This is a genomic window from Streptomyces sp. NPDC002623 (assembly GCF_053592635.1).
Genome location: NZ_JBSFWB010000012.1, coordinates 13,100 through 38,002, shown reverse-complemented (window position 1 = coordinate 38,002; position 24,903 = coordinate 13,100). Strand labels below are relative to the sequence as shown.

The following is a 24,903-nucleotide window of genomic DNA, read 5'->3' as shown; positions in this document are numbered from 1 at the left end:
GCCCCGACCTGCGCCGATGGCCTCATCGATGGCGGCCGAAGCGCTCCGTGATCACCGGCAGCCGCTCCGCCGCGAGCGTGTGTGCGGCGGCCCGGGGCGTCGTGCCGTCGGCCTCCGCGCGGGTCAGCACCAGCTCCATCAGGGTGCGCATCGAGCGGCGCGTGTACGCGAACGCCTCCTGCGGGTCCGCGCCGATGTCGCCGAAGAGCGTCCACCACCACCAGGCGTTCGTCCCGGAGTTGACGACGACGTCCGGCAGCACGCGCACCCCGCGCGCGTGCAGCAGTTCCTCCGCCTCGGGCAGGACGGGCATGTTGGCCGCCTCGGCGATCCACCGGGCGCCGATCCGCTCCGCCTCCTCGGCCCCGATCGCGTACGACACGGCGGCCGGCACGAGAACCTCCGCCTCTGTCGACAGCCAGGCGTCGCCGGGCAGCTCGCGGTCGTCGGGGCGCAGTGCCGCGCGGTCCACGGTGCCGTGGCCGTCCCGGGCGGCCAGCAGCGCCTCCACGTCCAGGCCGGCCGGGTTGGCGATCGTGCCCTTGACGTCGGCGACGGCCACGACCGTCAGCCCCGCGCGCGTGAGGAAGCGCGCCGTGGCCCCGCCCATGGTGCCCAGCCCCTGGAGGGCGACCCGCGTCCCCGCGTACGGCGTACCGGCCCGGTCCAGGGCGGTCAGCACCGACTCGGCGACCCCGCAGCCGCCGACCAGCTCGTCCAGCCCGATGCCGTCGACCTCGACGGCGAAGGCGGCCGCCAGTCGCGCGCGGGCCGCGCTCTCGTCGTCGAGCAGCGGGTGGACCGCCTGCACGGACGACACCAGCCCCACCTCGGCGACGGCCCGGTCCACCAGGTCCTGGGTCAGGCCGAGGTCCTCGCCGGTGGTCCAGCAGCTCTCCACGTACGGCCGCACCGCCCGCAGGTAGCGCACCAGCAGCCCGTACGCCGCCGGGTCCCGGGGATCGCAGTCGATGCCGCCCTTGGCCCCGCCCAGCGGCACGTAGCGGGCCTCGGGGTCGTAGTGCAGCGCCTCCTTGAGGCTCATCCCGCGCGCGAGGCCGGTCACCTCCTCCAGGGTGCAGCCCTCCCGCATCCGCAGACCGCCGCTGCACACCCCGCGCACCAGCCGGTCGACGACCAGGAACCCCCGGCGGCCCGTGACGTCGTCCGTCCAGGTCAGGGACAACAAGGGGGCGGTGGCCATACGGGCTCCTCGACATCGTCGACAGGGATCACTACTGAACAGTGGGTCAGTATCGGAAGGCGGGGCGAGGGCTGTCAACGGGATGTCGGAGGGGGCGACCATAATGGAATGCCTCAGCGACTCCACCTGGAGGTACCGTGTCCGGTTTCCGTTCCCTGCGCTCCGGGCTCCGCGCTCTGCAGCCCGAGGCATTCGGCGCGGATCCGAGTGGTGAGCGCATGGCGCGCATCCGCAGATCGCCCCACTTCAAGGACGGGGTCTTCCAGAACCCCGGCGGCCTGGCGCGGACCCGCCCCTCGGGCTCGATGCTCGACTTCGCCAAAGTCTTCTTCGACAAGGAGCAGCGCCCCCGCCGTGCCCCCTCGGGCACTGTGCCGGTGCATGCCACCACCCTCGCCGACCTCGCCAAGCCGCCCGCCACGGGCCTCAGGGTGACCTGGATGGGGCACTCCAGCGTGCTCGCGGAGATCGACGGGCAGCGCGTGCTGTTCGACCCGGTCTGGGGCGAGCGCTGCTCCCCGTTCGCCTTCGCGGGGCCCAAGCGGCTGCACCCGGTCCCGGTGCCGCTGGCCGCGCTGGGCCCGGTCGACGTCGTCGTCATCTCGCACGACCACTACGACCACCTGGACCTGCCCACGATCAAGGCGCTGGCCGGCACCGACACGCTGTTCGCCGTGCCGCTCGGCGTCGGCGCCCACCTGGAGCAGTGGGGCGTCTCGGCCGACCGGCTGCGCGAGCTGGACTGGCACGAGGCGACCAAGGTCGGCGGGCTCACCCTGACCGCCACCCCGGCCCGCCACTTCTGCGGTCGGGGCCTGCGCAACACCCAGCACACCCTCTGGGCCTCCTGGGTCGTCGCCGGCGAGGAGCACCGGATCTACCACAGCGGCGACACCGGCTACTTCGAGGGCTTCAAGGACATCGGCGCCGAGCACGGCCCGTTCGACGCCACGATGATCCAGATCGGGGCGTACTCGGACTTCTGGCCCGACATCCACATGACCCCCGAGGAGGGCATGCGCGCCCACCTCGACCTCCAGGGCGGGACCGGCGGGGTGATGATGCCCATCCACTGGGCCACCTTCAACCTCGCCACGCACGCGTGGGCCGAGCCGGGGGAGGGCACGCTGGCCGCCGCCGGGGCGGTCGGCGCGCGCGTCGCCCTGCCCCGTCCCGGGGAGCCCTTCGAGCCTGCCGCGGAGACCGTTCCGGGCGAGCCCTGGTGGCGCGGTGTGGCGCGCGCCCCGGCCGGCGGCTGGCCGCTCCCGACCGAGACGGCAGTCAAGGCCAAAGCCGATACCGAGAGTGACATTTCGAAGGGTGCCACCGAGGGTGGCGAGGCGCCGGAGGCGATACCGGCGGGCTGATCGGGACACGCGAACGCTCGGCTGTGCGGGTCGGGGAGCGAAAGGCTCCCCGACCCGCACAGCCGTTTCTGACCACCTCTGAACAGGTCTGATCGAACTCTTTCCGCGTTGCATCTCGGATCGCACGCCGTATTCGGTCTGCCGTGCGAAGCCTCATACCAGAGCGGGACGCTCGCTGCGGGACTTTGTCAACTGCCCACCGCACCTGATGCGTTGCCGACTACTGTGAGTGGCCGTCGGGCGACACCGGGCCGAATTCTTCGGCTCCCCGACCGACGACCCGGCTCGACGGACCAGTACGAGGACACCGATGTCTCACCTCCGCGCACCCGCCGCACGCGCAGACCGCCGTGAGGGCGGGCGGCACGGGCGGCCGGTCGCCCGCACCGCACCAGCGTCGACCGAGACACACATACGGCCCCAGCTGCTGCGGCTCGCCGTGCTCCCCCCGACCGCGGTCGCGCTCAGCGCCTGCGCGGTCGTCCTGTTCACCGTGCGCTCCACCGGCGTCCGGCCCGGCCTCACCCTGTGGGCGGTGCTGGCCGGCGCGGTCGCGGTGACCGGCGTCGGCATCGTGATCGCCGCCGTGGCCGCGGACCGCGCCGCCCGCTCGGTCAGCGACCGCGTCGCGGCCCTGCGCCGGGGCAGCGCCCGCGGCGAGGCCGACCTGCGCACCGTCGTCGAGGCGCTGCGCCGCGGTGAGACCCCGCCCCAGCGCAGGTCGCGCGGCGGCCCGCCCGGCGCGGACGCCGACGACTTCGAGCTGCTCGCCGCCGACCTGGCCCGGGCCCACGACGGGGCCGTCACCGCCGTCGTACAGGCCGCACAGCTGTCCAGCCAGGCCGGCAGCGAACAGAAGCTGGAGGTCTTCGTCAACCTGGCGCGGCGCCTTCAGTCCCTGGTGCACCGCGAGATCTCGATCCTCGACGAGCTCGAGAACGAGATCGAGGACCCCGACCTGCTCAAGGGCCTCTTCCACGTCGACCACCTCGCCACCCGCATCCGCCGCCACGCCGAGAACCTCGCCGTCCTCGGCGGCGCCGTCTCCCGGCGGCAGTGGAGCAACCCGGTCTGCATGACCGAGGTGCTGCGCTCCGCCATCGCCGAGGTCGAGCAGTACTCCCGGGTCAAACTCGTCCCGCCCATCGACGGAGAGCTGCGCGGCCACGCCGTCGCCGACGTCATCCATCTGCTCGCCGAACTCGTCGAGAACGCCACGGTGTTCTCCGCCCCGCACACCCAGGTGCTGCTGCGCGCCAACCTCGTCACCTCCGGGCTCGCCGTGGAGGTCGAGGACCGCGGGCTCGGTCTGCCCGTCGAGGAGCAGAGCAGGATGAACGCCCTGCTCGCCGACCCCGACCAGGTCAACGTCGGCCGGCTGCTCGCCGACGGGCGGATCGGCCTGTTCGTCGTCTCCCAGCTGGCCCGAAGGCACGGCATCCGGGTCCGTCTGCAGAGCAACATCTACGGCGGCGTCCAGGCCGTCCTCGTCGTTCCGCAGGCGCTGCTGGGCTCCGCGCCCGGCGTCGCCGGAGCCGTGCCGCAGGGACCGGACACCGACGGCGCGGGCCAGCCCCTCGTACCGGCCACAATGCCTGCCGCCACGCCTGCCACGCCCGGCGCGGCCCGCCCGCCCCTGCCGCCGGCCCCGCCGGCCCGGCCCGCGCCCCCGCCGGCGCAGGACACCCCGGGTGCGGGCCGGCCCTCGGCTCCCTCCCGGGTCCAAGGCATCGGCGACACGGGACCGTCGCCCGTTGCGGGCCCAGGGCCGGACCTCGGCGGCGCGGGATGGTCGTCGGGCTCGCTGCAGGCACCGGGGGCGACGCCCGTCGGCTCGTCGGCCGGGTCCTCGCCAGGATGGGACCCCGGCGGACCCGGCGCGGGCCGATCACCGGCGCCCTCGCAGACACAGCACACGCCCGCCTCAGGGGTGCCCCTGATCTCCTCGCGTCCGCAGACCGGTCCGGCCCCGGCCGGAGAGGCAGGGCCCCCGCAGCTGCGGCCCGCCGGGCCGAGCCCGCACCCGCAGCACGCCCCGCAGCCGTCCGACGCCCCACGGACCAACGGGCGGCGGCCCGCGCCGTTGCCCGTGCGCGGGCCCCGGGAGACGCGGGCCAATCCGGCCGAGGCCGTGCCCGGCATCCGGCCGGCCGACCGGCCCGTCGTCGAAGAGCACGCGGGCATCGCCCCCACCCCGCGCATCGGCGCGGTGCGCGGCACCATGGGCAAGCCCCAACTGCCCCGCCGCCGCGCCCAGGAGCACATCGTGCCCCAGCTGCGCGGCGGTCCGGCCCCCCGCCAGGACACCGAGCAGCCCGCCGGCCACGACCCCGGCCTGATGGCCTCCTTCCAGCGGGGCATCGGCCTCGCCGAGGCCCAGCAGAGCCTGGAGGCGGACTTCATGGACGCGCCCTCCCCCCTGCTGTCGGACACCGCCGACGGGCGACCGCCGCGGCAGTCGCCGATACCCGAGGCGCGTACCGACCTGTCCACCGCCCGGCACGACGGGAGCGCACCAGCCGGATGAGCACTCTGAGCACCCCCATGCCCACCCCCACCCCCAGCGCTCCCGCAGACCTTCGTACCCCAAGGAGTCGATCCACCATGGCGAGCGATGCGCCGACCGGCCAGGTATCCGATCTCGACTGGCTGATGAGCGGCCTCGTGCAGCGCGTGCCGCACACCACGAGCGCGGTGCTGCTCTCCTGCGACGGGCTCGTGAAGTCGGTCCACGGCCTCGACCCCGACAGCGCCGACCACATGGCCGCCCTGGCCTCCGGCCTCTACTCCCTCGGCCGCAGCGCCGGCGTCCGGTTCGGCGACGGCGGGGACGTACGGCAGGTCGTCGTCGAACTCGACTCGACGCTGCTGTTCGTCGCCACGGCCGGTTCCGGCGCGTGTCTGGCGGTCCTCGCCGGCCGGGAGGCCGACGCCGCCGTGCTCGGCTACGAGATGGCGATGCTGGTCAAGAGCGTCCGGCCGTATCTGATCACCGCGCCCCGGCAGCACGCCGTCGAACCGTCGGTGATGGGGCCTTGAGCGTGGCGGCGGCCGGCGACGGGCCCTGGCTCGACGACGCGGCCGGACGGCTGGTGCGCCCTTTCACGGTCAGCAACGGCCGGACCAAGCCCAGCGTCGCCCTCGATCTCATGTCCCAGGTGATGGCCACCGGGGCGACCCCCCTCGGCTATCTCGGCCCCGAACACGCGACCGCGCTCCAGCTGACCCGTGCACCCGTGTCGGTCGCCGAGATCGCGGCCCATCTGAAGCTGCCGGCAGCGGTCACCAAGGTGCTGCTGTCGGACCTCCTCGACTGCGGGGCGCTGACCACCAAGCCCCCCGAGTTCCAAAACAACCCCACCGACCGGGCCCTACTGGAGGCAGTGCTCGATGGACTACGACGACAGCTCTGACTGCGACGATCACGACACGTACGGCGATCACCGTGACCACGGCGCTCCCGACGGCAACGGCCCCGACCCCTTCCCCACCGCCCTGAAGATCCTGGTCGCGGGCGGCTTCGGGGTCGGCAAGACGACCTTCGTCGGCGCCGTCAGCGAGATCGCGCCGCTCAGCACGGAGGAACTGCTCACCACCGTCAGCGCCGCGACCGACAACCTCGACGGCATCGAGAACAAGGTCGAGACGACCGTCGCCATGGACTTCGGCCGGATCACCCTCGACCCGCACCACGTCCTCTACCTGTTCGGCACACCGGGCCAGGAACGGTTCTGGTTCATGTGGGACGAACTGTCCGAGGGCGCCCTCGGCGCGGTCATCCTCGCCGACACCCGTCGGCTCGAGGAGTGCTTCGCGGCCGTCGACTTCTTCGAGGAACGCGGACTCGCCTTCATCATCGCCGTCAACGAGTTCGACGGCTCCCACCGCTACGACCCCGAGGAGGTACGCACCGCCATCGACCTGGACCCGGAGGTCCCCATCGTGCGCTGCGACGCCCGGATCTCCGCCTCCGGCGTCCAGACCCTGCTCACCCTCGTCAGACACCTCATCGCCCACGCACCGGCCGCACCCCAGCCGAGCCGCGGCGCCCACATGTGACGCCCGCACCCAACGCCCCGGAGCCGCATATGACGTACGTCCACAGCGACGGAACCCGGACATGAGCTACGACCCGTCGCGCCCGACCGGTCGTCTGCTGCTCACCCCGGAGGACAAGGAAGCCCCCGCCCGTGCCCTCAGGCTGCGCCGACTCGGCCTCGGGGAACAGCCGGAGCCCGCCCTGGACGCCTTCGCGGACCGACTCGCCGAGGTGATCGGAGCGCCGTACGCCATGGTCAACTTCCTCGACGAGGAACGCCAGTTCTTCGCCGGGCTGCACACCCCGCACGGCGGCCGGGCCGCCCGGGGCGGCAAGCCCGCGGTGGGCCGCCGGCTGCCCCGCGACTACGGCTACTGCCCGCATGTCGTCGTACGGCGCAAGGCGCTGGTCCTGGAGGACGTGGGCGACTACCCGCGCTTCGCCGGCAACCCGGTCGTCGACGAGTACGGCATCCGCTCCTATCTCGGCGCCCCGCTCATCGACACCACCGGCATGGTGCTGGGCACGGTGTGCGTCGCCGACCTCGCGCCCCGGCCCTGGGGCAGGGCCGGCCTGGAGACCATCAAGGCGACGGCCGCCGATCTCGCCGGCCGGCTGCAACGACGGGAGAGCGGCGGATTCCCGCCCTGAGCCTCCGGAGCCCGGGTCAGAAGGCCCGCCAGACATTGCCGAAGGCCGCGTCCTCGATGGACCGACGGCGCCGGACGGCATCGAGTTCCGCCACCGCGTCGCCGACCGCCGCCAGGATCGTCACGACCGCGTCGTCGAGGCGGTCCGGGCCGCCGTCGGCCGGTTCCTCGCGCAGACCGACGGCGGTGGCCAGCGCGGCGAGGACCGGCTCGTCCGACGCCCAGCGCGCGGTGGCGCGCCGACGGGCCGGCGAGTCGACGGGCGCCGTTCGCATGGACCGGACGCCGAGCAGGCGCCCGCGTGGCCGGCCGATCAGTCCGTCCGCCTCCAGCCGGTCGGTGTAGGTCGAGGACAGGCCGCTGCCCCGGCGCCACAGCCAGTCCTCGACCGACTCGTACGGCTCCTCCCGGACGAGGGACGACGCGGCCTCGGCCAGCAGCGGATCGTCCGGCTCCTGCTCCGCGGGCGGGCCGGGCACCAGGAGGTCGTCTTCCACGGTGAGCGCTTCGGCCCGGAGCAGGTCGATCGCCTCCGCGCCCGCGAGGGCGAGCGCCAGATCGCCCTGTCCGACCTCGCGCACGGGCGTGACGTCGGGTGTCACGTCCAACGCGACGATCATCAGGTCCCGTGCTGTGGTCATCAGGGGCTCCACGTCAGTCGGCCGGCTCGTGCGGGTTGCGGTCCAGGGTGTCACGCCCCAGCGTGGTGTGCGGGAAAGCCGGTCCACGGGAGCGAGGCCACTCGTGTGATGCGAACGCGTGTGCGGTGCACTCGTGTGAAGCAGAGCTGTGGCGGTGCTTAAGAAAAGCTCGATGGACCTGGGCCGGTGGTGTGCGGCAGATTGCTGCACGAATCCACACGTCTTCCCGGATGCGGGGCCTGTCGGCCTGTCCGCGCCCGGGCCCTCATCACGGGAGCCGTTGCGTTGAAGGCACTGGTCAAGGAGAAGGCGGAGCCCGGGCTGTGGCTCACCGACGTTCCGGAGCCCGAGATCGGACCCGGAGACGTGCTGATCAAGGTGCTGCGCACCGGCATCTGCGGCACCGATCTGCACATCCGGTCCTGGGACGGCTGGGCGCGGCAGACGATCCGCACGCCGCTGGTGCTCGGGCACGAGTTCGTCGGCGAGGTCGTCGAGACGGGCCGGGACGTCGCCGACATCGCCGTGGGGGACCGGGTCAGCGGCGAGGGGCATCTCGTCTGCGGCAAATGCCGCAACTGCCTCGCCGGGCGCCGCCATCTGTGCCGGGCCACCGTCGGCCTCGGCGTCGGGCGCGACGGCGCCTTCGCGGAGTACGTCGCCCTGCCCGCGTCCAATGTGTGGGTGCACCGGGTCGCGGTGGACCTCGACGTGGCCGCGATCTTCGACCCGTTCGGCAACGCCGTGCACACCGCGCTGTCCTTCCCGCTCGTCGGCGAGGACGTCCTGATCACCGGCGCCGGACCGATCGGCCTGATGGCCGCCGCCGTCGCCCGGCACGCCGGCGCCCGCAACGTCATGGTCACCGACGTCAGCGAGGAGCGGCTGGAGCTGGCCCGCAAGATCGGCGCGAGCCTCGCGCTGAACGTGTCGCAGGCGTCCATCGCCGACGGACAGCGGGAGTTGGGGCTGCGCGAGGGCTTCGACGTCGGCCTGGAGATGTCCGGCCGGCCCGAGGCGCTGCGCGGCATGATCGCCAACCTGACGCACGGCGGCCGGATCGCCATGCTGGGGCTGCCCGCCGAGGAGTTCCCCGTCGACTGGTCCCGGATCGTCACCTCGATGATCACCATCAAGGGCATCTACGGCCGCGAGATGTTCGAGACCTGGTACGCGATGTCGGTGCTGCTGGAGGGCGGTCTCGACCTCGCCCCCGTGATCACCGGCCGCTACGGGTACCGCGACTTCGAGGCGGCCTTCGCCGACGCGGCGAGCGGCCGCGGCGGCAAGGTCATCCTCGACTGGACGGCGTAGTCGCCCCGCACCGTCCCTTCCCGACCCACCTGCGTCTCTAGGAGCTTTGAGATGTTCGACTCCGTGCGCGACGACCTGCGCACCACCCTCGACGAGATCCGCGCGGCCGGTCTGCACAAGCCCGAGCGGGTGATCGGCAGCCCCCAGTCGGCGACCGTGGCCGTGACCGCGGGCGGGCGGCCGGGCGAGGTCCTCAACTTCTGCGCCAACAACTACCTCGGCCTCGCCGACCACCCCGAGGTGATCGCCGCCGCCCACGAGGCCCTCGACCGCTGGGGCTACGGCATGGCGTCCGTGCGCTTCATCTGCGGCACGCAGGAGGTGCACAAGGAGCTGGAGGCGCGGCTGTCCGCCTTCCTCGGCCAGGAGGACACGATCCTGTACTCCTCCTGCTTCGACGCCAACGGCGGTGTCTTCGAGACGCTGCTCGGCCCCGAGGACGCGGTGATCTCCGACGCCCTCAACCACGCCTCGATCATCGACGGCATCCGGCTGTCCAAGGCCCGCCGTTTCCGGTACGCCAACCGTGATCTGGAGGATCTGGAACGGCAGTTGAAGGACGCGTCCGACGCGCGGCGCCGACTGGTCGTCACCGACGGCGTCTTCTCCATGGACGGCTATGTGGCGCCGCTCGCCGAGATCTGCGACCTCGCCGACCGCTACGACGCCATGGTCATGGTCGACGACTCGCACGCCGTCGGCTTCGTCGGCCCCGGCGGCCGCGGCACCCCCGAGCTGCACGGCGTGATGGACCGCGTGGACATCGTCACCGGCACGCTGGGCAAGGCGCTCGGCGGCGCCTCCGGCGGCTACGTGGCCGCACGCGCCGAGATCGTCGCCCTGCTCCGCCAGCGCTCCCGCCCGTACCTGTTCTCCAACACCCTCGCCCCGGTCATCGCCGCCGCCTCGCTCAAGGTCATCGACCTGCTGGAGTCGGCCGACGACCTGCGCGTACGGCTGGCCGAGAACACGGCCCTGTTCCGCCGTCGGATGACGGACGCGGGCTTCGACATCCTCCCCGGCGACCACGCCATCGCCCCCGTGATGATCGGCGACGCGGCGCAGGCGGCCCGGATGGCCGAACTGCTGCTGGAGCGCGGGGTGTACGTGATCGGCTTCTCCTACCCGGTGGTCCCGCAGGGCAAGGCCCGCATCCGCGTCCAGCTGTCCGCCGCGCACTCCACGGCCGACGTGAACCGTGCCGTGGACGCCTTCGTCGCGGCACGGGCGCAGATGGAAGCCTGACATATTGCAATAATCGATCCCATGATCGAAGCGCGGCGGCTCCACATCCTCCGTGCGGTGGCCGACCACCGCACCGTGACGGCGGCGGCCGCCGCGCTGTATCTCACCCCGTCCGCCGTCTCCCAGCAGCTGACGGCCCTGGAGCAGGAGACCGGCCACCGGCTGGTCGAGCGCAGCGCCAAGGGCGTACGGCTCACCCCGGCCGGCGAGATCCTGCTCGCGCACACCAACGCCGTCCTCGCCCAGCTGGAGCGGGCCGAGGCCGAGCTGGCCGCCTACAGCTCCGGCGCGGCCGGCACGGTCACGGTCGCCGCCTTCGCGACCGGCATCGCCCTGGTCGTGGCGCCCGCGGTGGCCCGGCTCGCGGGCACGGCCCCGGGGATACGGATCCGGGTCCAGGACGCCGAGGGCGACGCCAGCCTGCCGATGGTGCTCGACCGGCAGGTGGACGTCGCCGTGGCCGTCGAGTACCGCGGCGCCCCGGCCGCCGACGACCCGCGGCTCGCGCACATCCCGCTCTACGCCGAGCCCTTCGACGCGGTCGTCCCCGTCGCCCATCGCCTCGCCGACGCCCCCGAGGTGCCCCTCGCCGAGCTGGCCAAGGACATCTGGATCGGCCCCTACCCCGGCAATCCCTGCCATGACGTGGTCGTCCTGGCCTGTGAGAGCGCCGGCTTCCAGCCCCGTCTGGAGCACTCCTCGGACGACTTCCGCGCGGTCGTCGCGCTGGCCTCGGCCGACGCGGGCGTGGCGCTGGTGCCGCGGTCGGCGCTGCGCGGCATGGACCTCACGGGAGTGGTCGTCCGGCCCGTCGACGGGGTGGCGCCCACCCGACGGGTCTTCGCGGCCGTCCGCCGGGGAGCGGAGGAGCATCCGCTGATCCGGCCGGTGCTGGATGCGCTCGGCGAGGCCGCCCGCGTGTGAGTCGCCCGCGTGCGAGTCGCGTGCGCGTGCGGAGTCTGCGCGTGAGAAGTCCGTAACGCTGTTGTCTCACATTCGGGATAGTTTCCCAGATGTGAGACGCGAAACAGATGTCGTGGATGCAGTCGAGCCCCCGGACCCCGTCGACGCGCGCCTGGCCGCGCGGCTGGCCGAGTTGCGGTCCGAACGCGGCTGGTCGCTGGGGGAGTTGGCGGAGCGCAGCGGGATCAGCCGGTCCACCCTGTCGCGGGCCGAGCGGGCGGAGATCAGCCCGACCGCCTCGCTGCTCAACCGTCTGTGCCAGGTCTACGGACGGACCATGTCCCGGCTGCTCAGCGAGGTCGAGGCGGAGCCCGCGCCGCTGGTGCGGGCCGGCGAGCAGTCCGTCTGGGCGGACCGGGCCTCCGGGTTCGTCCGGCGCTCGGTGTCGCCGCCGCACCCCGCGCTGCGCGCCGAACTGGTCGAGGGACGGCTCGCCGTGGGCGCCGACCTCGCCTATGACCGGCCGCCCGTGGCGGGCCTGGAGCAGCACATCTGGGTGCTCGACGGCGCCCTCGCCGTGACCGCGGAGGACACCGAGCATCACCTCGACGCGGGGGACTGTCTGCGGCTGCGGGTGTGGGGGCCGACCCGGTTCCGGTGCGCGGGGGACGCGGAGGCGCGTTACGCGCTGGCGGTGGTGCTGCCGTGACCGACGTCTGCGCGACCCGTCTCGACGCCGCCCGACTGCTCGATCGCGTCGAGGAGTTGGCCGACCTGCTGATCGACACGGTCGACGGCGGCGCCTCGGTCGGCTTCCTCGCCCCGCTGGACCGGGCCGAGGCCGTCGCCTGGTGGCGGGAACGGGCGCAGGGGGTGGCCGCCGGGCGGCTCGCCGTCTGGGCCGCCGAGGACGCGGACCGCGTCCTCGGGACCGTCAGCCTCGCCTTCGCCGACAAGCCCAACAGCCGCCACCGCGCCGAACTCGTCAAGCTGATGGTCCACCGGGACGCCCGCGGGAAGGGCCTCGGCCGCGCCCTGCTGACCCTGGCCGAGGAGGCCGCCGCCGCGGCCGGCGTCACCTTGCTCCACCTGGACACCGAGACCGACAGCCCCGCCGAACACCTCTACCGCGCCACCGGGTGGACCGGCGCCGGGGTGATCCCCGACTACGCGGCGAGCCCCTCCGGAGTGCTCCGGCCGACCACCCTGTACTACAAGCGCATCGCCGTGGGGTGACTGTCAGTGGCAGCGGATACGGTGCGAAGCATGCCGGACGCCGAAGACGTACGTCGTATCGCCCTGTCCCTGCCGGACACCACGGAGAAGATCGCCTGGAGCATGCCCACCTTCCGCGTCGCGGGGAAGATGTTCGCCACCCTGCCCGAGGAGGAGACCTCCCTCGCCGTGCGCTGCCCCAAGGAGGAGCGCGACGAACTGGTGCTCGCCGAGCCCGGGAAGTTCTGGATCGCCGACCACGAGGCCCAGTTCGCCTGGGTACGGGCCCGTCTGTCCGCCCTGGAGGACGAGGAGGAGCTGCGGGACATCCTCGCCGACTCCTGGCGGCAGGCGGCCCCGACGCGACTGCTGGAGGCGTATCCGGAGCTGGGCGTGGCCCCGGAGGACTGACAGCGCCCGGCGGCCGGGGCGGCGAGAAACGGGTGCGCGACCATCGACCCGAGTGCGGTATTGTTTCCATGCGCGTTCGGCCAGGGGAAACCCCAGGTCAGATGGGCAACGGGACGTGGCGCAGCTTGGTAGCGCACTTGACTGGGGGTCAAGGGGTCGCAGGTTCAAATCCTGTCGTCCCGACCAGCTTCATCGCAGGTCGGAAAGGCCGTTTCCACGGAGGTGGAAGCGGCCTTCGTCGTGTTGTCCGGGTCCGTTGCCCTGGCTGTGAGTCCGCCGGGCTGCCTGTGGATTCGCCCAACCCTGCCTGACGCCCACGGCTCCGCTGCCAGGATCAGGCGCCATGAGCGCAGGGCACGACAAGGCCGACAGACACCGCAGGTTCCACGAGACCGTCAAGGCCGAGAAGCACCGGGCACAGCACGGCGTACCGCACGGCGCACCGTACGGCTCCGGGCGCGCGAAGCGGGCCGGCAAGGCGGCGCCCGCCGACGAGTCGACGACCGCGCTGGCGCTGGCCGCCCGGGGCGGGGACGCGGCGGCCGTCGAGGGGTTCGTGCGTGCGCTGCACCGTGACGTGGTGCGGTACGTCGCCCATCTCAGCGCCGATCCGCAGGCGGCGGACGATCTGGCGCAGGACACCTTCCTGCGGGCGCTCGGCGCTCTGCACCGGTTCGAGGGGCGTTCCTCGGCACGGGCCTGGCTGCTGTCCATCGCGCGCCGGGCGGTGATGGACAGCTACCGGTCCGCCGCCGCCCGGCCGCGACTGTCGGACGGGGCCGACTGGCAGACGGCCGTGGAGCTGGCCCAGCCGCGCGGGCTGCCCGGGTTCGACGACGGCGTCGCCCTGCTGGATCTGCTGGCCGCGCTGCCGCAGGACCGGCGGGAGGCGTTCGTGCTGACCCAGTTGCTGGGACTGCCCTACGCGGAGGCCGCCGAGGTGAGCGACTGCCCCGTGGGCACCGTCCGCTCACGCGTGGCCCGCGCCCGCGCCACCCTGGCCGCACAGCTCACCGAGGCGGGCGAGCCTGTGCTCGGCGCGGACCCCGCAGACCTCGCAGGGAGCGCAGTCCGTCGACCTTCGTCAGGCGGGCCACCGCGACGTGGACCGGGCCGCGGGTGAGCGAGCCGGCCGTGAGGGCGGTCGGGGTCGGCAGGGTTCCGCCGCCGTGCCCAGCGCCATCGGCACCGACGAACGGGCCGCCCCGCCGGAACGTTTCTCGAGCCCTGTCCGTGGCGCGACGGGCCTCAACGACGGCTGCGGACCCGCGCGTTCCGCGGAGGCTCGATGAACTGCAGCTCCAGGGCCACCGGAGGGGCGGTGACGCCGGGGCCGCCCGCCGCCGCCCACGCCAGGATCTCCTCCGTGCCGTCGTCGTCCATGGCGAAGCCGACCCAGGTGGCCCGGCCGCCCGCCCGGCGGCCCGCGGCCGAGGGCTGGACGACCACGACATTGGCCTGGTCGCAGGGGCCGAGGCAGTCCGTCGTCCGGACCGCGAAGGCGCCGCCCGACGCGGCGGCCGCCGACCGCAGCCGCTCCAGCTGCCGGTCGTGGTCGAAGCCGGGGTGCTTGCGGGCGTCGCCGCAGCAGCAGCCCCTGCACACCACGAGGGTGCAGGGGCGGCTCGCCGCAGCCCCGATCAGCGCTCGTTGAGCAGGGACCATCCCGGTCAGGAGGCCGAGAGGCCGACGTGGGCCAGGGCCTGCCGCAGCAGGAACCCGTGCCCGCCCGGCATCTCGCTCTGCACCGCGGGCGACGCGGCCTCCTGCGGGCTGAACCACACCAGGTCCAGCGCGTCCTGCCGGGGCCGGCAGTCACCGGTCACCGGCACGATGTAGGCCAGCGACACCGCGTGCTGGCGGGGGTCGTGGTACGGGGTGACGCCGTGCGTGGGGAAGTACTCGGCCACCGTGAACGGCTGGAGCGAGGTCGGCACCCGGGGCAGGGCCACCGGGCCGAGGTCCTTCTCCAGGTGGCGCAGCAGGGCGTCCCGGACGCGCTCGTGGTGCAGGACCCGGCCGGAGACCAGGGTCCGGTTGACATTGCCGTCCGGTCCGATCCGCAGCAGCAGGCCGATGCTGGTCACTTCGCCGCTGTCGTCGACGCGCACGGGCACGGCCTCGACGTACAGGATCGGCATACGGGCGCGCGCCATCTCGAGCTCGTCGGAGCTCAGCCAACCCGGCGTGGTTTCGGTCAAGTCAGACATTGCTTGATCATACTTTCAGTGTCCGTCGGGAAGCCGGTAGACCCGGCGGGCGTTGTCCGCTCCGGCCCAGCGTGCCAGGCGCAGCGCGTCGGGCAGGCCCAGTTCGTCGGCGTCCACCCGGTCCTGGAGCAGATCCCCCAGGCCGCGGCGGAACGCCAGCGCGCCGAGCCGGTAGAACTCAGCCACACCATAGGCGTCCGAGCTGTACAGCAGTTTGCGGAACGGTGTGATCTCCAACGCCTCCTCCAGCACCGCCCGTGCTCGCGGCGGGCCCACATGGTGCAGCGTGAGCCCCACGTCCAGGTACACCTGCTCGAACACCGCGGCCAGATAGGCGGCCTGTCGCTGGTAGGGCCAGCAGTGCAGGAGCAGTACCGGGATCGTGCCCGCCGTCAGGTGCAGCCAGTCCGTGAGATGCGTGGGGTCCACCCGGTGCAGGCGGATGTCGTTGTCGCCGAACCCGGTGTGCAGTTGGAGGGGCAGCCCCAGATCGACGGCCGTCCACAGCAGATGCCGGACCAGCACCGGCTCGTCCAGCCGCCCGCCGCGCGCCAGCCAGTGCCGTGCGGCCCGGGTGACGTCGGTCTCCGAGGGCCGGGCCGGGTCGAGGTCGAAGCCCGTGCGGTAGGCGGCCACCGACTTCACCGCGACCACCCCGGGCCGCCGTACCGCGTCCAGTGCGGCGGCCCGGAACGCGTCGGCGTACCCGTCGGCCTCGACGCCCCGCGCGGCCACGGCCTCCGCGACGGACTCCAGCCGCACGACCTGATGGGCGACCGCCGATCCGGCGGTCTCGGCCAGTTCGGCGGGTGTGGTGACGCGGTGCGGGGCGAACCCGGTGTCGACGCAGAACACGGCGGTCCGGGCGGCCCTGAGGAACCGCCGGTTCACCTCCTGCGGGCCCAGTTCGGCCCGCCGGGCCAGGTAGAGGTCGACGGGGGCGTGGTGCTCCAGGTCGAGCAGGGGTGCGCAGTGGCGGCGCACGGCCACCCCGGCCGGGGTGTCGAAGGTCGAGAAGCCGGGCCACCGCCCGCCCTCGGTGAGCAGGGCCTCGAAGTCCGTCCGGTACAGCGGGTCGGTGACGACGCCGTGGCAGTGGTGGTCCACCAACTCCAGCTCGGCGAGCGCCTCGTGGATCGGTCCGCCGGTCATCTCAGTACTTCCAGCGGTAGGCGGCGGCCACCTGCTCGTCGTCGAGCCCGTCGACGGCGTCGATCTCGCCCTGCCGGACGGCGCTCACCGCGTCGGCGAGGACCGGGCCGAGCGCGTCCCTGAGCATCTCGTCCTTCCTGAACTCCACGACGGCCTCGGCGAGCGAGGTCGGCAGTCGGCGCACGCCCCGGGCCGCGGCCTCCTCGGCGCCGAGCCGCGCCGGATCCCCGGCGCTCTCCTCGGGCAGGGCGGCGCCCGCCGCGAGCCCGTCCACCCCGGCGGCGATCAGGGAGCCGAGGGCGAGATACGGGTTGGCGGCCAGGTCGACCGGCTTGACCTCCAGGTTCGCCTGCTCCGCGCGCCGGCCCGCCGTGCCCCGCACCAGGCGCACCGCCGACTCGCGGGCCTCCAGGCCCCAGGCGGTGAACACCCCGGCCCACTGGGAGGGTTTGAGACGCAGATAGCTCGCCGGGCTCGGCGCGGTCACCGCCGTGAGGGCCGGCAGGCGGGCGAGCACACCGGCCGCGAAGGCCTCCGCGTCGGCCGTCAGACCGTGCCGCCGGTCGCCGCCGGCGTGCAGGTTCACGCCGTCCCGCCAGCCGGAGAGGTGGACATGGCCGCCGTTGCCGACGCCCTGCGCGACGACCGCGGGGGAGAAGGAGACCCGCAGCCCGTGGCGCCGGGCCACCGCGCGGATCGTCTGGCGGACCAGGACGCTGCGGTCGGCCGCCGCCACCGGGTCCAGGGCGCCCACGGAGATCTCGAACTGGCCGGGCGCGTACTCGGGATGGATCTGGTCGACGTCCACGCCCTGCGCCGCGCACGCGGCGAGCAGCTCGGCCGTGTACTCGCTCAGCTCGACCTGCCGGATCGCCCCGTACGCCGGTCCCGTGGTCGCCGGGACGAACTCCCCTGCGGGCGCGGAGTCCAGGCCCAGGGTCCATTCGATCTCGATGCCCGCCTTGAAGGCGACGCCGTGCGCGCGGGCCGCGTCCGCGACGACGCGGCGCAGGAAGGTGCGGGAGCAGCCCGGGTGCCGTTCGCCGTCCTGAGTGATCCGGTCGACCGGCGCCCACGCCCAGCCGGGCTGCCCCGCCAGGACTGTCAGCCGGTCGAGGTCCGGGTACAGCCGCAGGTCGCCGTCCGGGGAGCCCAGCACGTCGGTCGTGACGATGTGGTCGTTCGCCAGGAACGTGTCGAACACCGGCGACATGCCGACGCCCCAGGCCGCCGCCGAGACCAGGGCGGCCGTGGGGATCGTCTTCACCCGGCCCACGCCCGCGGTGTCGACGTAGGCCAGGACGACGCCGTGCACGCCTCGCGCGGACAGCTCGCCGCCGAGCGCGGTCGCCCGCTCGACGTCTCCGGGACGCCCGCCGGGGACGGGATCGGCAAGGGTCGTCATACGTCCTCCGCGAGCGGTGCGTCCGGCACACCCGTTACATCCGGTACGTGCGTCATGTCCGTCAGGGTTTCACGGCCACCGCTCCGTACTGCGGCACCACCGCGAGGGAGTCGGCCTCGCCGCGCCAGCGCGAGCAGGACACCAGGCCCGGCTCCAGCAGCTCCAGCCCGTCGAAGAACGCGGTGATGTCCGCGCCGCTACGGGCCGTGATCGGCGGCTTGGCGTTCTCGTTCCAGAACTTCATCGCCGGGATCTGGCCCTCGCCGCCCACCTCGGCGTCGTACGTGGGATGCGTCAGGACCAGGAAGCTTCCGGAGGGGACCTCGGCCATCACGTTGCGGACGACCTCCTTGGCCTCCGCCACGTCCAGGACGAAGTTCAGGATGCCCAGCATCATCACCGCGACCGGACGCTCGAAGTCCAGGGTGGCCGAGGCGCGTTCGAGGATCGCGGCCGGATCGTGCACATCGGCGTCGATGTAGTCGGTGACGCCCTCGGGCGTGCCGGTCAGCAGCGTGCGCGCGTGCGCCAGCACGATGGGGTCGTTGTCGACGTACACGATCCGCGACTCGGGCGCGACGCGCTGCGCGATCTCGTGGGTGTTGTCGGCCGTCGGCAGCCCGGTGCCGATGTCCAGGAACTGCCGCACCCCGCGCTCCTCGGCGAGGAACCGCACCGCCTGGCCGAGGAACCAGCGGTCCGCGCGGGCGATCTCCCGGATGAGCGGGAACATGCCGGCGACGTGCTCGCCGACCCCCCGGTCGACCTCGTAGTTGTCCTTGCCGCCGATCCAGTAGTTCCACACCCGCGCGTTGTGCGCCACGCTGGTGTCCAGCCGCGTCGGCCCGCTCACGTGACCGCCCCTTCCCACGTCCTGCCCGTGTCACGGGCCTCATCCGGCCATTGTGCCGCCGGATGATCACCGCTGTCCCCGGTAGGGTGAAAATCCGGTGATCCCGTACCAGGAAGCAGCACATGCCCTACTCGCACGCCCCCCGGCCGACCGCCCCCGAGCCCTCGGCGGGCCCCGCCGACATACGCCTGGTCGTCACCGACATGGACGGCACACTCCTCGACGACGACAAGCAGGTTCCGGACGGACTCTGGGAGGTGCTGGCGCGGCTGCGCGAGCGCGGGGTGCTGTTCAGCCCGGCGAGCGGACGGCAGTACGCCTCGCTGGAGCGCGAGTTCGCCGCGGTGGCCGACGGGATGGTGTTCATCGCGGAGAACGGCACCTATGTGGTCCGCGACGGCGAGGAACTGAGCTCGGACCCGCTGGAGCCGGGCGTGGTCGGGCGGCTCGTCGACGCCGTGCGCCGGCTCGCGGCCGGTGGCGTCGACGTGGGCGCCGTCGTCTGCGGGAAGCGGTCGGCGTACGTCGAGCGGGCCGACGAGGCCTTCCTGGCCGAGGTCCGCAAGTACTACCTCCGTCACCAGGTCGTCGAGGACGTCGCCGACGTCGACGACGAGGTGATCAAGGTCGCCCTGTTCGACTTCGGGCCCGCCGAGCGGACCACCGCACCGGCCCTCGCGCCCTTCGCGGACACCCACCAGGTCGTGGTCTCCGGCGAGCACTGGGTCGACGTCATGAACCGCACCGCGAACAAGGGCGCCGCCCTGCGCCGGCTCCAGCGGGAGCTGGGCATCACGCCCGCGCAGACCCTGGTCTTCGGCGACTACCTCAACGACCTGGAGATGCTGGACGCCGCCGAGTGGTCGTTCGCCATGGCCAACGCCCACCCCGAGGTGGTCCGCCGGGCCCGGCATCTGGCGCCGTCCAACAACGACAACGGCGTGCTGCGCACCGTGGTCCGTCTGCTCGACCTGCCGGTCGCCGGCCTCTGACCCGTCAGGGCCGGGGCTGCGCGTGACCGTGCTGCCAGGCCCAGGCCGCGATCTCGACCCGGTTCCGGGCGCCCAGCTTGAGCTGCACGCTGGACAGGTGCGTCTTCACCGTCGAGAGGGACACGTACAGCTCGGCGGCCAGCTCCGCGTTGGTCCGGCCCAGCGCGACCAGCCGGACGACGTCCAGCTCACGGTCGGTCAGCGGATCGGTGAGCGGCGGCACGGCAGGGCGGGCGGCCGCCGCCGGGGGCTGCGGGGTCTGCGGCGCGGTCAGATGCTGGAGCAGGCGGACGGTGACCGACGGGGAGACCAGGGAGTCGCCCGCGGCGGCCGCCCGGACCGCCTCCGCGAGGAGGGTGGGCCCGGAGTCCTTCAGCAGGAAGCCGCAGGCGCCGCCGCGCAGCGCCCCGTACACGTACTCGTCCAGGTCGAAGGTGGTGACCACGACCACCCGCAGGGGGTCCGCGACGTCCGGTCCGGCCAGCAGCCGGGTGGCCTCCAGACCGTCCAGTCTCGGCATCCGGATGTCCAGCAGGCACACGTCCGGCCGCACCTCGCGGGCCAGCGCCACCGCCTCCTCGCCGTCGGCGGCCTCCGCGACGACCGTGATGTCCGGCTGGGCGTCCAGGAAGAACCGGAAACCGGTGCGGACCATGTCCTGGTCGTCGGCGATCAGGACCCGGATGGGGGCTGCGGACGGGGCGGGGGCGGTCATGGCTCGATGATGCCTCAAGGGTCGGTGGGGTTCAGTCCGCGGCCTGGGCCGGATCGGCCGTGACCTTGCGCAGCAGCGGTCGGCCGGCGCCGACGGCGGCGAACATCGCCAGCGCTCCGACGACCGCGCAGCCGGCCAGCTGCACGAAGCCCGCGGTGTCGATCGCTGCGCCGACCGCGTGGTTGAGCTTGTAGGAGCCGTAGACCCCCATCGCGGTGGTCCCGCCGGCCAGCACGACCAGCGGGAGGGCCGTCTCGCGCATCCGGGCCCGGTTCAGCGTCCTCAGCGGGGTGCCGGCCAGCCGCAGCAGACCGTAGACGCGCCGCCGGTCCAGGACGCCCGCGGCAGCGGTCAGTCCGGCGGAGGCGGCGGCCACCAGGAAGCTCAGCGCGAGGGTGGCGTTGCTGACGTCGGCGAGGCGGTCGGTGACGGTCCGGTCCCGGGCGGTCGCGTAGTCCTCGCCGTAAGGCAGATGGCCCGAGCCCGCGGAGGTGAGCGGGGTGAGCGCGGTGAGGGCGGCGTCGATCTGCCCCGGCCCGCCGGTGACCTGGGCGATCACGCCCGGGCCGCCGGCCAGGAGAGTGTCGTAGTCCTCCTCCTCGCCGACGGTGACCGTCGCCGTGACACCGGCCCGCCGCAGCAGGGCGCGGGCCTCGGCGACGCTCTGCCGGGCCTCGGCGGCGGACGCCGTGAGCACGCCGACCCGGTGCTCGTACGGGGTGCCGACGCCGCCCACCGTGCTGACGGAGAAGAACCCGGCCGCGAACCCGGCCAGCACCAGGCCGCTGACGGTGCGCCAGGCGCCGCGCGGATCGTCGCTCAGCCTGCGGGCCGCCAGCAGGGTGGCCGGCCGGCGGGCGAACCGGCCGGCGATCCGGCCCAGCCGGTCCACGACCCACGGGCCGAACAGCCAGAACGTGCCGTAGAACATCAGCAGCAGGACCAGTGCCTGCCGGTTCGTGATTCCGCCGCTCCCCGTGGTCTGCCAGATGTAGCCCAGGGCGGCCAGGAACACCATGAGGCGAACGGCCCGGGTGCGGCGCGGATTCGCCTCCTGCGCCACCCCGAGGGGCGAGGTCGCCACCTGACGCAGCATCGACACCGCGCTGACGGCGATGAGGACGGTCACCGCGGCCACCACCGCAGCCAGCCGGGGCAGGCCCACCCACAGCTGCCCCGGGTACCAGCCGCCGACGCCGTACGGCACTTCGGCGAGGGCGGGCAACAGGGCCGCATAGGCGAGGGCGCCCGTCAGCGCGCCGGCCGCGCCGACGGCCGTCGCCTCCACTGCGGTCATCGCCAGGATCTGGCGCGGGGTCGCCCCGGCGAGCCGCAGCGCGGCGAGCCGCTGTTCCCGGCGGGCCGCGCCGAGCCGCCCGGCCGCCGCGGAGAGCACGACCACCGGCATCGCCAGCAGGACGAGGCCCAGCACCGTCGCCGACTGATCGGTGTCCGTGGCCAGGCTCGCCCGGCCGCCGGAGAACCCGGAGACCACGGCTCGCGCGGCCTGTCCGTCGTCGAACCAGCTCGCGCCCTGTGCGGCCGCCGCGGACATCGCGGGGTCGGTCGGCGCCCGGCCCACCACCGCGACCAGCTCGTCGGGGGAGGCGAGACCGGCCGCGCCGATCGTGCCGTAGGACGCCGGCTTCGGGAACCGGTCGGCCAGTCGGCTCGCGGGCAGCTCGCGCAACAGCTTCGCCAGGGCCGGCGAGACGTACACCTCGCCCCGCTTCGGGAAGGAGCTCAGGCCGGGTGGCGCGGGCGTCGGGGCGCGGCCGGGCAGCTGGGCCAGCGAGACGACGTCGATCGGCTGGTGGCGGACGTAGGTCGTGGCGAGCGCCTGGACGGCGGTGCCGTGCCGGTCGGGCACGGGGGTGCGCCAGGCCGTGTGGTCGGCGCGGGCGCCGGCGCCGAGGGTGGCGGCGATCATCACCAGCAGGACGAACGCGCCGACGGCGGCCGCCCCGGCCGCCAGCAGTTGGCTCTGCAGGCCGCGACGGCCGGACGATCGGGCGAGGTGCCAGGTCAGGGGCAGGACGGGGGAGCGCATGGGGTTCTCCGGGATTTCCTGGGCGGGGCCGGTCAGGCGACCGTGTACTGGCTGTAGCCGCTGATCCGCCCGTCCCGGACCTGGAGGATCCGGGCGCAGTGCGCGGCGACGTCGGCGTCGTGGGTGACCATGACGAGGGCGGCGCCCTGCTCGCGGGTGACGGCGGTGAGGAGGCGGACGACCTCCTCGCTGGTGCGCTGGTCCAGGGCGCCGGTCGGCTCGTCCGCGAAGACCACGTCCGGCTCGGCGGCCAGGGCGCGGGCGATCGCCACCCGCTGGGCCTGCCCGCCGGACAGCTGTCCCGGGCGGCGCTGCTCCAGACCGTCCAGCCCCAGCGGGGCGAACCAGCGGCGGGCCCGCTCGACGGCCGCTCTGCGCGGGACGCCCTCCAGCATCAGGGGGAGCGCGACGTTCTCCTCGGCGGGCAGTTCGGGCAGCAACTGGCCGAACTGGAAGACGAACCCGAAGCGTTTGCGGCGCAGGGCGCTGAGGTTCTCCTCGCCGAGCTTGTCGATCCGCTGCCCGCGCAGCAGGACCGTGCCGCCGTCGGGGCGGACGATCCCCGCGAGGGTGTGCAGGAGGGTGGACTTGCCCGACCCGGAAGGCCCCATGATCGCCAACGAGTCGCGCTCGCCGACCTCCACGTCGACGCCGTCCAGAGCGGTGGTGGAGCCGTACTTCTTCACCAGGCCGAGTCCGGCCAGAACGGTGCTCATGATGTCCCGTCGCCCTTTCTCGGCGTTCTCAGCGCTCGAACTTCCAGGTCACCGAGTCGGCGGTGGCCTTCACCACGCTGACCGGGATGTCCACGGCCTTGCCGCCCGCCTGCGTGCCGACGCAGGTGACGGTGGCCCCGGCCACGGCCTTCAGACCGGTCGGGCAGCTCACGGTGACCTTCTCGCCGACCCACGGCAGCGGGTGGTACTTGCTCTGGGTGCGGCCCGCGACGATGTTCGCGGAGAGGGCCTTGTGGCCGTCGACCTGGACCGTGCTGTGCGCGTCGAGCACGGTGGTCGACTCGGTGCCGGAGAGCAGCTGGGTGCCGAGACCGCCGACGGCGACCACGGCGGCGGCGCCGCCGATCGCGCCGACGAGGAACTTGGTGGACTTCATGACGACCTCCTGGAGGTGGGTGGGAAGTGGCTCCACCTTCGCCCGCCGCCGCTCGTGCCCGCCTCGGCCGAACGGCCATGGCTCGGGCGGGGGTTCCTCGGTCTTTCGGTCGGGGTGCGGTCACCGCGACCGTCCTCGTAGGCTGCGCGGTATGACCGAACCGGACGTCGTCGCCCGACTGACCCGGGAGATCGCCTCGGGGCTGAAACCCGGTGACCTGGAAGCCTTCTACCAGGACCTGCACCGCCACCCCGAGCTGTCCTTCCAGGAGCACCGCACCGCCGCGAAGCTCGCCGCACGGCTGCGCGCGGCCGGGTACGAGGTGACGGAGGGAGTGGCCCGCACCGGCGTGGTCGGTGTGCTCGCGAACGGCGACGGGCCGGTGGTGTGGCTGCGCGGCGACATGGACGCGCTGCCCGTGCACGAGGCGACCGGCCTCGCCTACGCCTCCACCGCGGCCGGTGTGATGCACGCCTGCGGCCACGACCTGCACATCACCTGGCTGGCGGCCGCCGCGGAGGTGCTCGCCGCCGCCCGGGAGACCTGGTCCGGGACGCTCGTCGTGGTCGGGCAGCCCGCGGAGGAGGCCGAGGGCGGTGCGGCGGCGATGATCGCGGACGGCGTCCACGCCCGCTTCCCACGCCCCGACGTGCTGCTCGGTCAGCATGTCGCGCCCGGACTCGCCGGGTTCTACCCGCACACCCCCGGCCCGACCCTGGCGGCCTCGGACGACGTCGACGTCGTCGTGCACGGCGTGGGCGGACACGGTTCGCGGCCCGAGTCGACCGTCGACCCGGTGGTGACGGCCGCGTACATCGTGACCAGGCTGCAGACCGTCGTCTCGCGCGAGATCGCGGCCGGCGAGTCGGCGGTGCTGACGGTGGGGCGGTTCCACGCCGGTACGCAGCCCAACATCATCCCCGCCGAGGCCCGGCTCGCGCTGAACGTGCGCACGCAGGACACCCGGGTGCGCGAGCGCGTCCTGACCGCGATCCGGCGGGTCGTCGAGGGGGAGTGCGCCGCCGCCGGCTGCCCGGTCCCGCCCGAGGTGACCGTCGTCCCCGGCTATCCGAACACCGTCAACGACCCTGCCCTGGACGGGGAGATCGCCGCCGTGCACCGTGAACTCTTCGGCACGCACACGGTGTTCGACTTCGGCCGGATGATGGGCAGCGAGGACTTCTCCCTGCTCGCCCCGCAGGGCGTGCCGTACGACTACTGGTACGTGACCTCGACCCCGGCGGACGTGTGGGACGCGGCGCCGGGAGAGGAGCTGAGGGAGAAGTTCGACGCGGTGCCGGGCAACCACAGCCCGCTCTTCGCACCGGACCTGTCGGTGCTGGCGCCGGGGGTGCTCACCCTGGTGTCGGCGGCGCTGTCCCGGCTCGGCACGCCGTGAACGGCGACGGGACCGACTCCGCGCG

Annotated in this window: 26 protein-coding genes and 1 tRNA gene; 16 read left to right on the top strand and 11 right to left on the bottom strand. The window is 73.5% G+C overall.

Annotation, left to right across the window (positions count from 1 at the left end):
• Window positions 1–22 precede the first annotated feature (22 nt).
• The gene (locus ACWD4O_RS22635) at window positions 23–1,204 is read right to left on the bottom strand and encodes a Glu/Leu/Phe/Val dehydrogenase dimerization domain-containing protein (RefSeq protein WP_451282235.1); all 1,182 of its coding nucleotides are present in this window, start codon (window positions 1,202–1,204) and stop codon (window positions 23–25) included.
• Between the two features lie 137 nt (window positions 1,205–1,341).
• Between ACWD4O_RS22635 and ACWD4O_RS22630 the strand changes: the two genes are divergently transcribed.
• The 6 genes from ACWD4O_RS22630 (at window position 1,342) to ACWD4O_RS22605 (ending at window position 7,261) form a co-directional block, all read left to right on the top strand.
• Window positions 1,342–2,571 (top strand): MBL fold metallo-hydrolase, encoded by a 1,230-nt coding sequence (locus ACWD4O_RS22630; protein ID WP_451282233.1) that lies wholly within the window; start codon window positions 1,342–1,344, stop codon window positions 2,569–2,571.
• Between the two features lie 310 nt (window positions 2,572–2,881).
• On the top strand, window positions 2,882–5,098 hold the full coding sequence (locus ACWD4O_RS22625; protein WP_451282231.1) for an ATP-binding protein: 2,217 nt from the start codon (window positions 2,882–2,884) through the stop codon (window positions 5,096–5,098).
• A gap of 77 nt (window positions 5,099–5,175) precedes the next feature.
• Window positions 5,176–5,610 (top strand): roadblock/LC7 domain-containing protein, encoded by a 435-nt coding sequence (locus ACWD4O_RS22620; protein ID WP_451282229.1) that lies wholly within the window; start codon window positions 5,176–5,178, stop codon window positions 5,608–5,610.
• Window positions 5,611–5,612: 2 nt separating this feature from the next.
• Window positions 5,613–5,984 carry a DUF742 domain-containing protein gene (locus ACWD4O_RS22615; protein WP_358804165.1) on the top strand — a complete coding sequence of 124 codons (372 nt, stop codon included), beginning with the start codon at window positions 5,613–5,615 and terminating at the stop codon, window positions 5,982–5,984.
• A complete protein-coding gene (locus ACWD4O_RS22610) occupies window positions 5,962–6,630 on the top strand; it encodes a GTP-binding protein (protein ID WP_351918636.1) in 669 nt (222 codons plus the stop codon). The genes ACWD4O_RS22615 and ACWD4O_RS22610 overlap by 23 nt, the downstream gene beginning before the upstream one ends.
• A 61-nt stretch (window positions 6,631–6,691) precedes the next feature.
• Entirely contained in the window at window positions 6,692–7,261 is a 570-nt protein-coding gene (locus tag ACWD4O_RS22605) for a GAF domain-containing protein (RefSeq protein WP_451282227.1), read from the top strand.
• Between the two features lie 16 nt (window positions 7,262–7,277).
• On the opposite strand, the gene ACWD4O_RS22600 is transcribed toward ACWD4O_RS22605, so the two are convergent.
• Window positions 7,278–7,901 (bottom strand): GPP34 family phosphoprotein, encoded by a 624-nt coding sequence (locus ACWD4O_RS22600; protein WP_451282225.1) that lies wholly within the window; start codon window positions 7,899–7,901, stop codon window positions 7,278–7,280.
• Between the two features lie 285 nt (window positions 7,902–8,186).
• On the opposite strand from ACWD4O_RS22600, the gene tdh reads away from it, so the two are divergent.
• The 8 genes from tdh (at window position 8,187) to ACWD4O_RS22560 (ending at window position 14,112) form a co-directional block, all read left to right on the top strand.
• Window positions 8,187–9,215 (top strand): L-threonine 3-dehydrogenase, encoded by a 1,029-nt coding sequence (gene tdh, locus ACWD4O_RS22595; RefSeq protein WP_451282223.1) that lies wholly within the window; start codon window positions 8,187–8,189, stop codon window positions 9,213–9,215.
• A 51-nt stretch (window positions 9,216–9,266) separates the two neighbouring features.
• Complete coding sequence (locus tag ACWD4O_RS22590; protein WP_351918629.1) at window positions 9,267–10,460, top strand: glycine C-acetyltransferase; 1,194 nt, start codon at window positions 9,267–9,269, stop codon at window positions 10,458–10,460.
• 21 nt (window positions 10,461–10,481) lie between these two features.
• The gene (locus ACWD4O_RS22585) at window positions 10,482–11,384 is read left to right on the top strand and encodes a LysR family transcriptional regulator (protein ID WP_451282222.1); all 903 of its coding nucleotides are present in this window, start codon (window positions 10,482–10,484) and stop codon (window positions 11,382–11,384) included.
• Between the two features lie 112 nt (window positions 11,385–11,496).
• On the top strand, window positions 11,497–12,072 hold the full coding sequence (locus ACWD4O_RS22580) for a helix-turn-helix domain-containing protein (protein WP_451282220.1): 576 nt from the start codon (window positions 11,497–11,499) through the stop codon (window positions 12,070–12,072).
• Window positions 12,069–12,599 (top strand): N-acetyltransferase family protein, encoded by a 531-nt coding sequence (locus ACWD4O_RS22575; RefSeq protein WP_451282218.1) that lies wholly within the window; start codon window positions 12,069–12,071, stop codon window positions 12,597–12,599. The genes ACWD4O_RS22580 and ACWD4O_RS22575 overlap by 4 nt, the downstream gene beginning before the upstream one ends.
• Window positions 12,600–12,629: 30 nt before the next feature.
• Complete coding sequence (locus ACWD4O_RS22570; RefSeq protein WP_351918621.1) at window positions 12,630–12,989, top strand: MmcQ/YjbR family DNA-binding protein; 360 nt, start codon at window positions 12,630–12,632, stop codon at window positions 12,987–12,989.
• Window positions 12,990–13,098: 109 nt separating this feature from the next.
• Window positions 13,099–13,175: transfer RNA gene (locus ACWD4O_RS22565), tRNA-Pro, on the top strand.
• Window positions 13,176–13,332: 157 nt separating this feature from the next.
• Window positions 13,333–14,112, top strand: a complete 780-nt coding sequence (locus ACWD4O_RS22560) for a sigma-70 family RNA polymerase sigma factor (RefSeq protein ID WP_451282215.1) — start codon at window positions 13,333–13,335, stop codon at window positions 14,110–14,112.
• 125 nt (window positions 14,113–14,237) lie between these two features.
• Here the strand turns inward: ACWD4O_RS22560 and ACWD4O_RS22555 are convergent, their stop codons facing one another.
• From ACWD4O_RS22555 to ACWD4O_RS22535, 5 genes are all read right to left on the bottom strand, one after another.
• Window positions 14,238–14,654: a (2Fe-2S) ferredoxin domain-containing protein gene (locus tag ACWD4O_RS22555; RefSeq protein WP_451282213.1), complete on the bottom strand. Its 417-nt coding sequence runs from the start codon at window positions 14,652–14,654 to the stop codon at window positions 14,238–14,240.
• 5 nt (window positions 14,655–14,659) lie between these two features.
• Complete coding sequence (locus ACWD4O_RS22550; protein WP_351918651.1) at window positions 14,660–15,190, bottom strand: NUDIX hydrolase family protein; 531 nt, start codon at window positions 15,188–15,190, stop codon at window positions 14,660–14,662.
• A gap of 24 nt (window positions 15,191–15,214) precedes the next feature.
• On the bottom strand, window positions 15,215–16,351 hold the full coding sequence (locus ACWD4O_RS22545; RefSeq protein WP_451282211.1) for an amidohydrolase family protein: 1,137 nt from the start codon (window positions 16,349–16,351) through the stop codon (window positions 15,215–15,217).
• Between the two features lies 1 nt (window position 16,352).
• The gene (locus tag ACWD4O_RS22540) at window positions 16,353–17,756 is read right to left on the bottom strand and encodes a glutamine synthetase (RefSeq protein WP_451282209.1); all 1,404 of its coding nucleotides are present in this window, start codon (window positions 17,754–17,756) and stop codon (window positions 16,353–16,355) included.
• Between the two features lie 61 nt (window positions 17,757–17,817).
• Window positions 17,818–18,609: an SAM-dependent methyltransferase gene (locus ACWD4O_RS22535; protein WP_451282208.1), complete on the bottom strand. Its 792-nt coding sequence runs from the start codon at window positions 18,607–18,609 to the stop codon at window positions 17,818–17,820.
• A gap of 122 nt (window positions 18,610–18,731) precedes the next feature.
• Here ACWD4O_RS22535 and ACWD4O_RS22530 point away from each other — a divergent pair, with 122 nt between their 5' ends.
• Window positions 18,732–19,601, top strand: a complete 870-nt coding sequence (locus ACWD4O_RS22530; RefSeq protein ID WP_451282206.1) for a Cof-type HAD-IIB family hydrolase — start codon at window positions 18,732–18,734, stop codon at window positions 19,599–19,601.
• A gap of 4 nt (window positions 19,602–19,605) precedes the next feature.
• On the opposite strand, the gene ACWD4O_RS22525 is transcribed toward ACWD4O_RS22530, so the two are convergent.
• Genes ACWD4O_RS22525 through ACWD4O_RS22510 form a run of 4 tightly spaced genes read right to left on the bottom strand, consistent with a single transcriptional unit; the run spans window position 19,606 to window position 23,479 of the window.
• Window positions 19,606–20,316 (bottom strand): response regulator, encoded by a 711-nt coding sequence (locus tag ACWD4O_RS22525; protein ID WP_451282204.1) that lies wholly within the window; start codon window positions 20,314–20,316, stop codon window positions 19,606–19,608.
• A 31-nt stretch (window positions 20,317–20,347) separates the two neighbouring features.
• Complete coding sequence (locus ACWD4O_RS22520) at window positions 20,348–22,366, bottom strand: FtsX-like permease family protein (RefSeq protein WP_451282202.1); 2,019 nt, start codon at window positions 22,364–22,366, stop codon at window positions 20,348–20,350.
• Window positions 22,367–22,398: 32 nt separating this feature from the next.
• Entirely contained in the window at window positions 22,399–23,082 is a 684-nt protein-coding gene (locus ACWD4O_RS22515; protein ID WP_451282200.1) for an ABC transporter ATP-binding protein, read from the bottom strand.
• A gap of 28 nt (window positions 23,083–23,110) precedes the next feature.
• A complete protein-coding gene (locus ACWD4O_RS22510; RefSeq protein ID WP_451282198.1) occupies window positions 23,111–23,479 on the bottom strand; it encodes a DUF4333 domain-containing protein in 369 nt (122 codons plus the stop codon).
• 151 nt (window positions 23,480–23,630) lie between these two features.
• Between ACWD4O_RS22510 and ACWD4O_RS22505 the strand changes: the two genes are divergently transcribed.
• Window positions 23,631–24,878: an amidohydrolase gene (locus ACWD4O_RS22505; protein ID WP_451282196.1), complete on the top strand. Its 1,248-nt coding sequence runs from the start codon at window positions 23,631–23,633 to the stop codon at window positions 24,876–24,878.
• The last annotated feature ends 25 nt before the right edge of the window (window positions 24,879–24,903 follow it).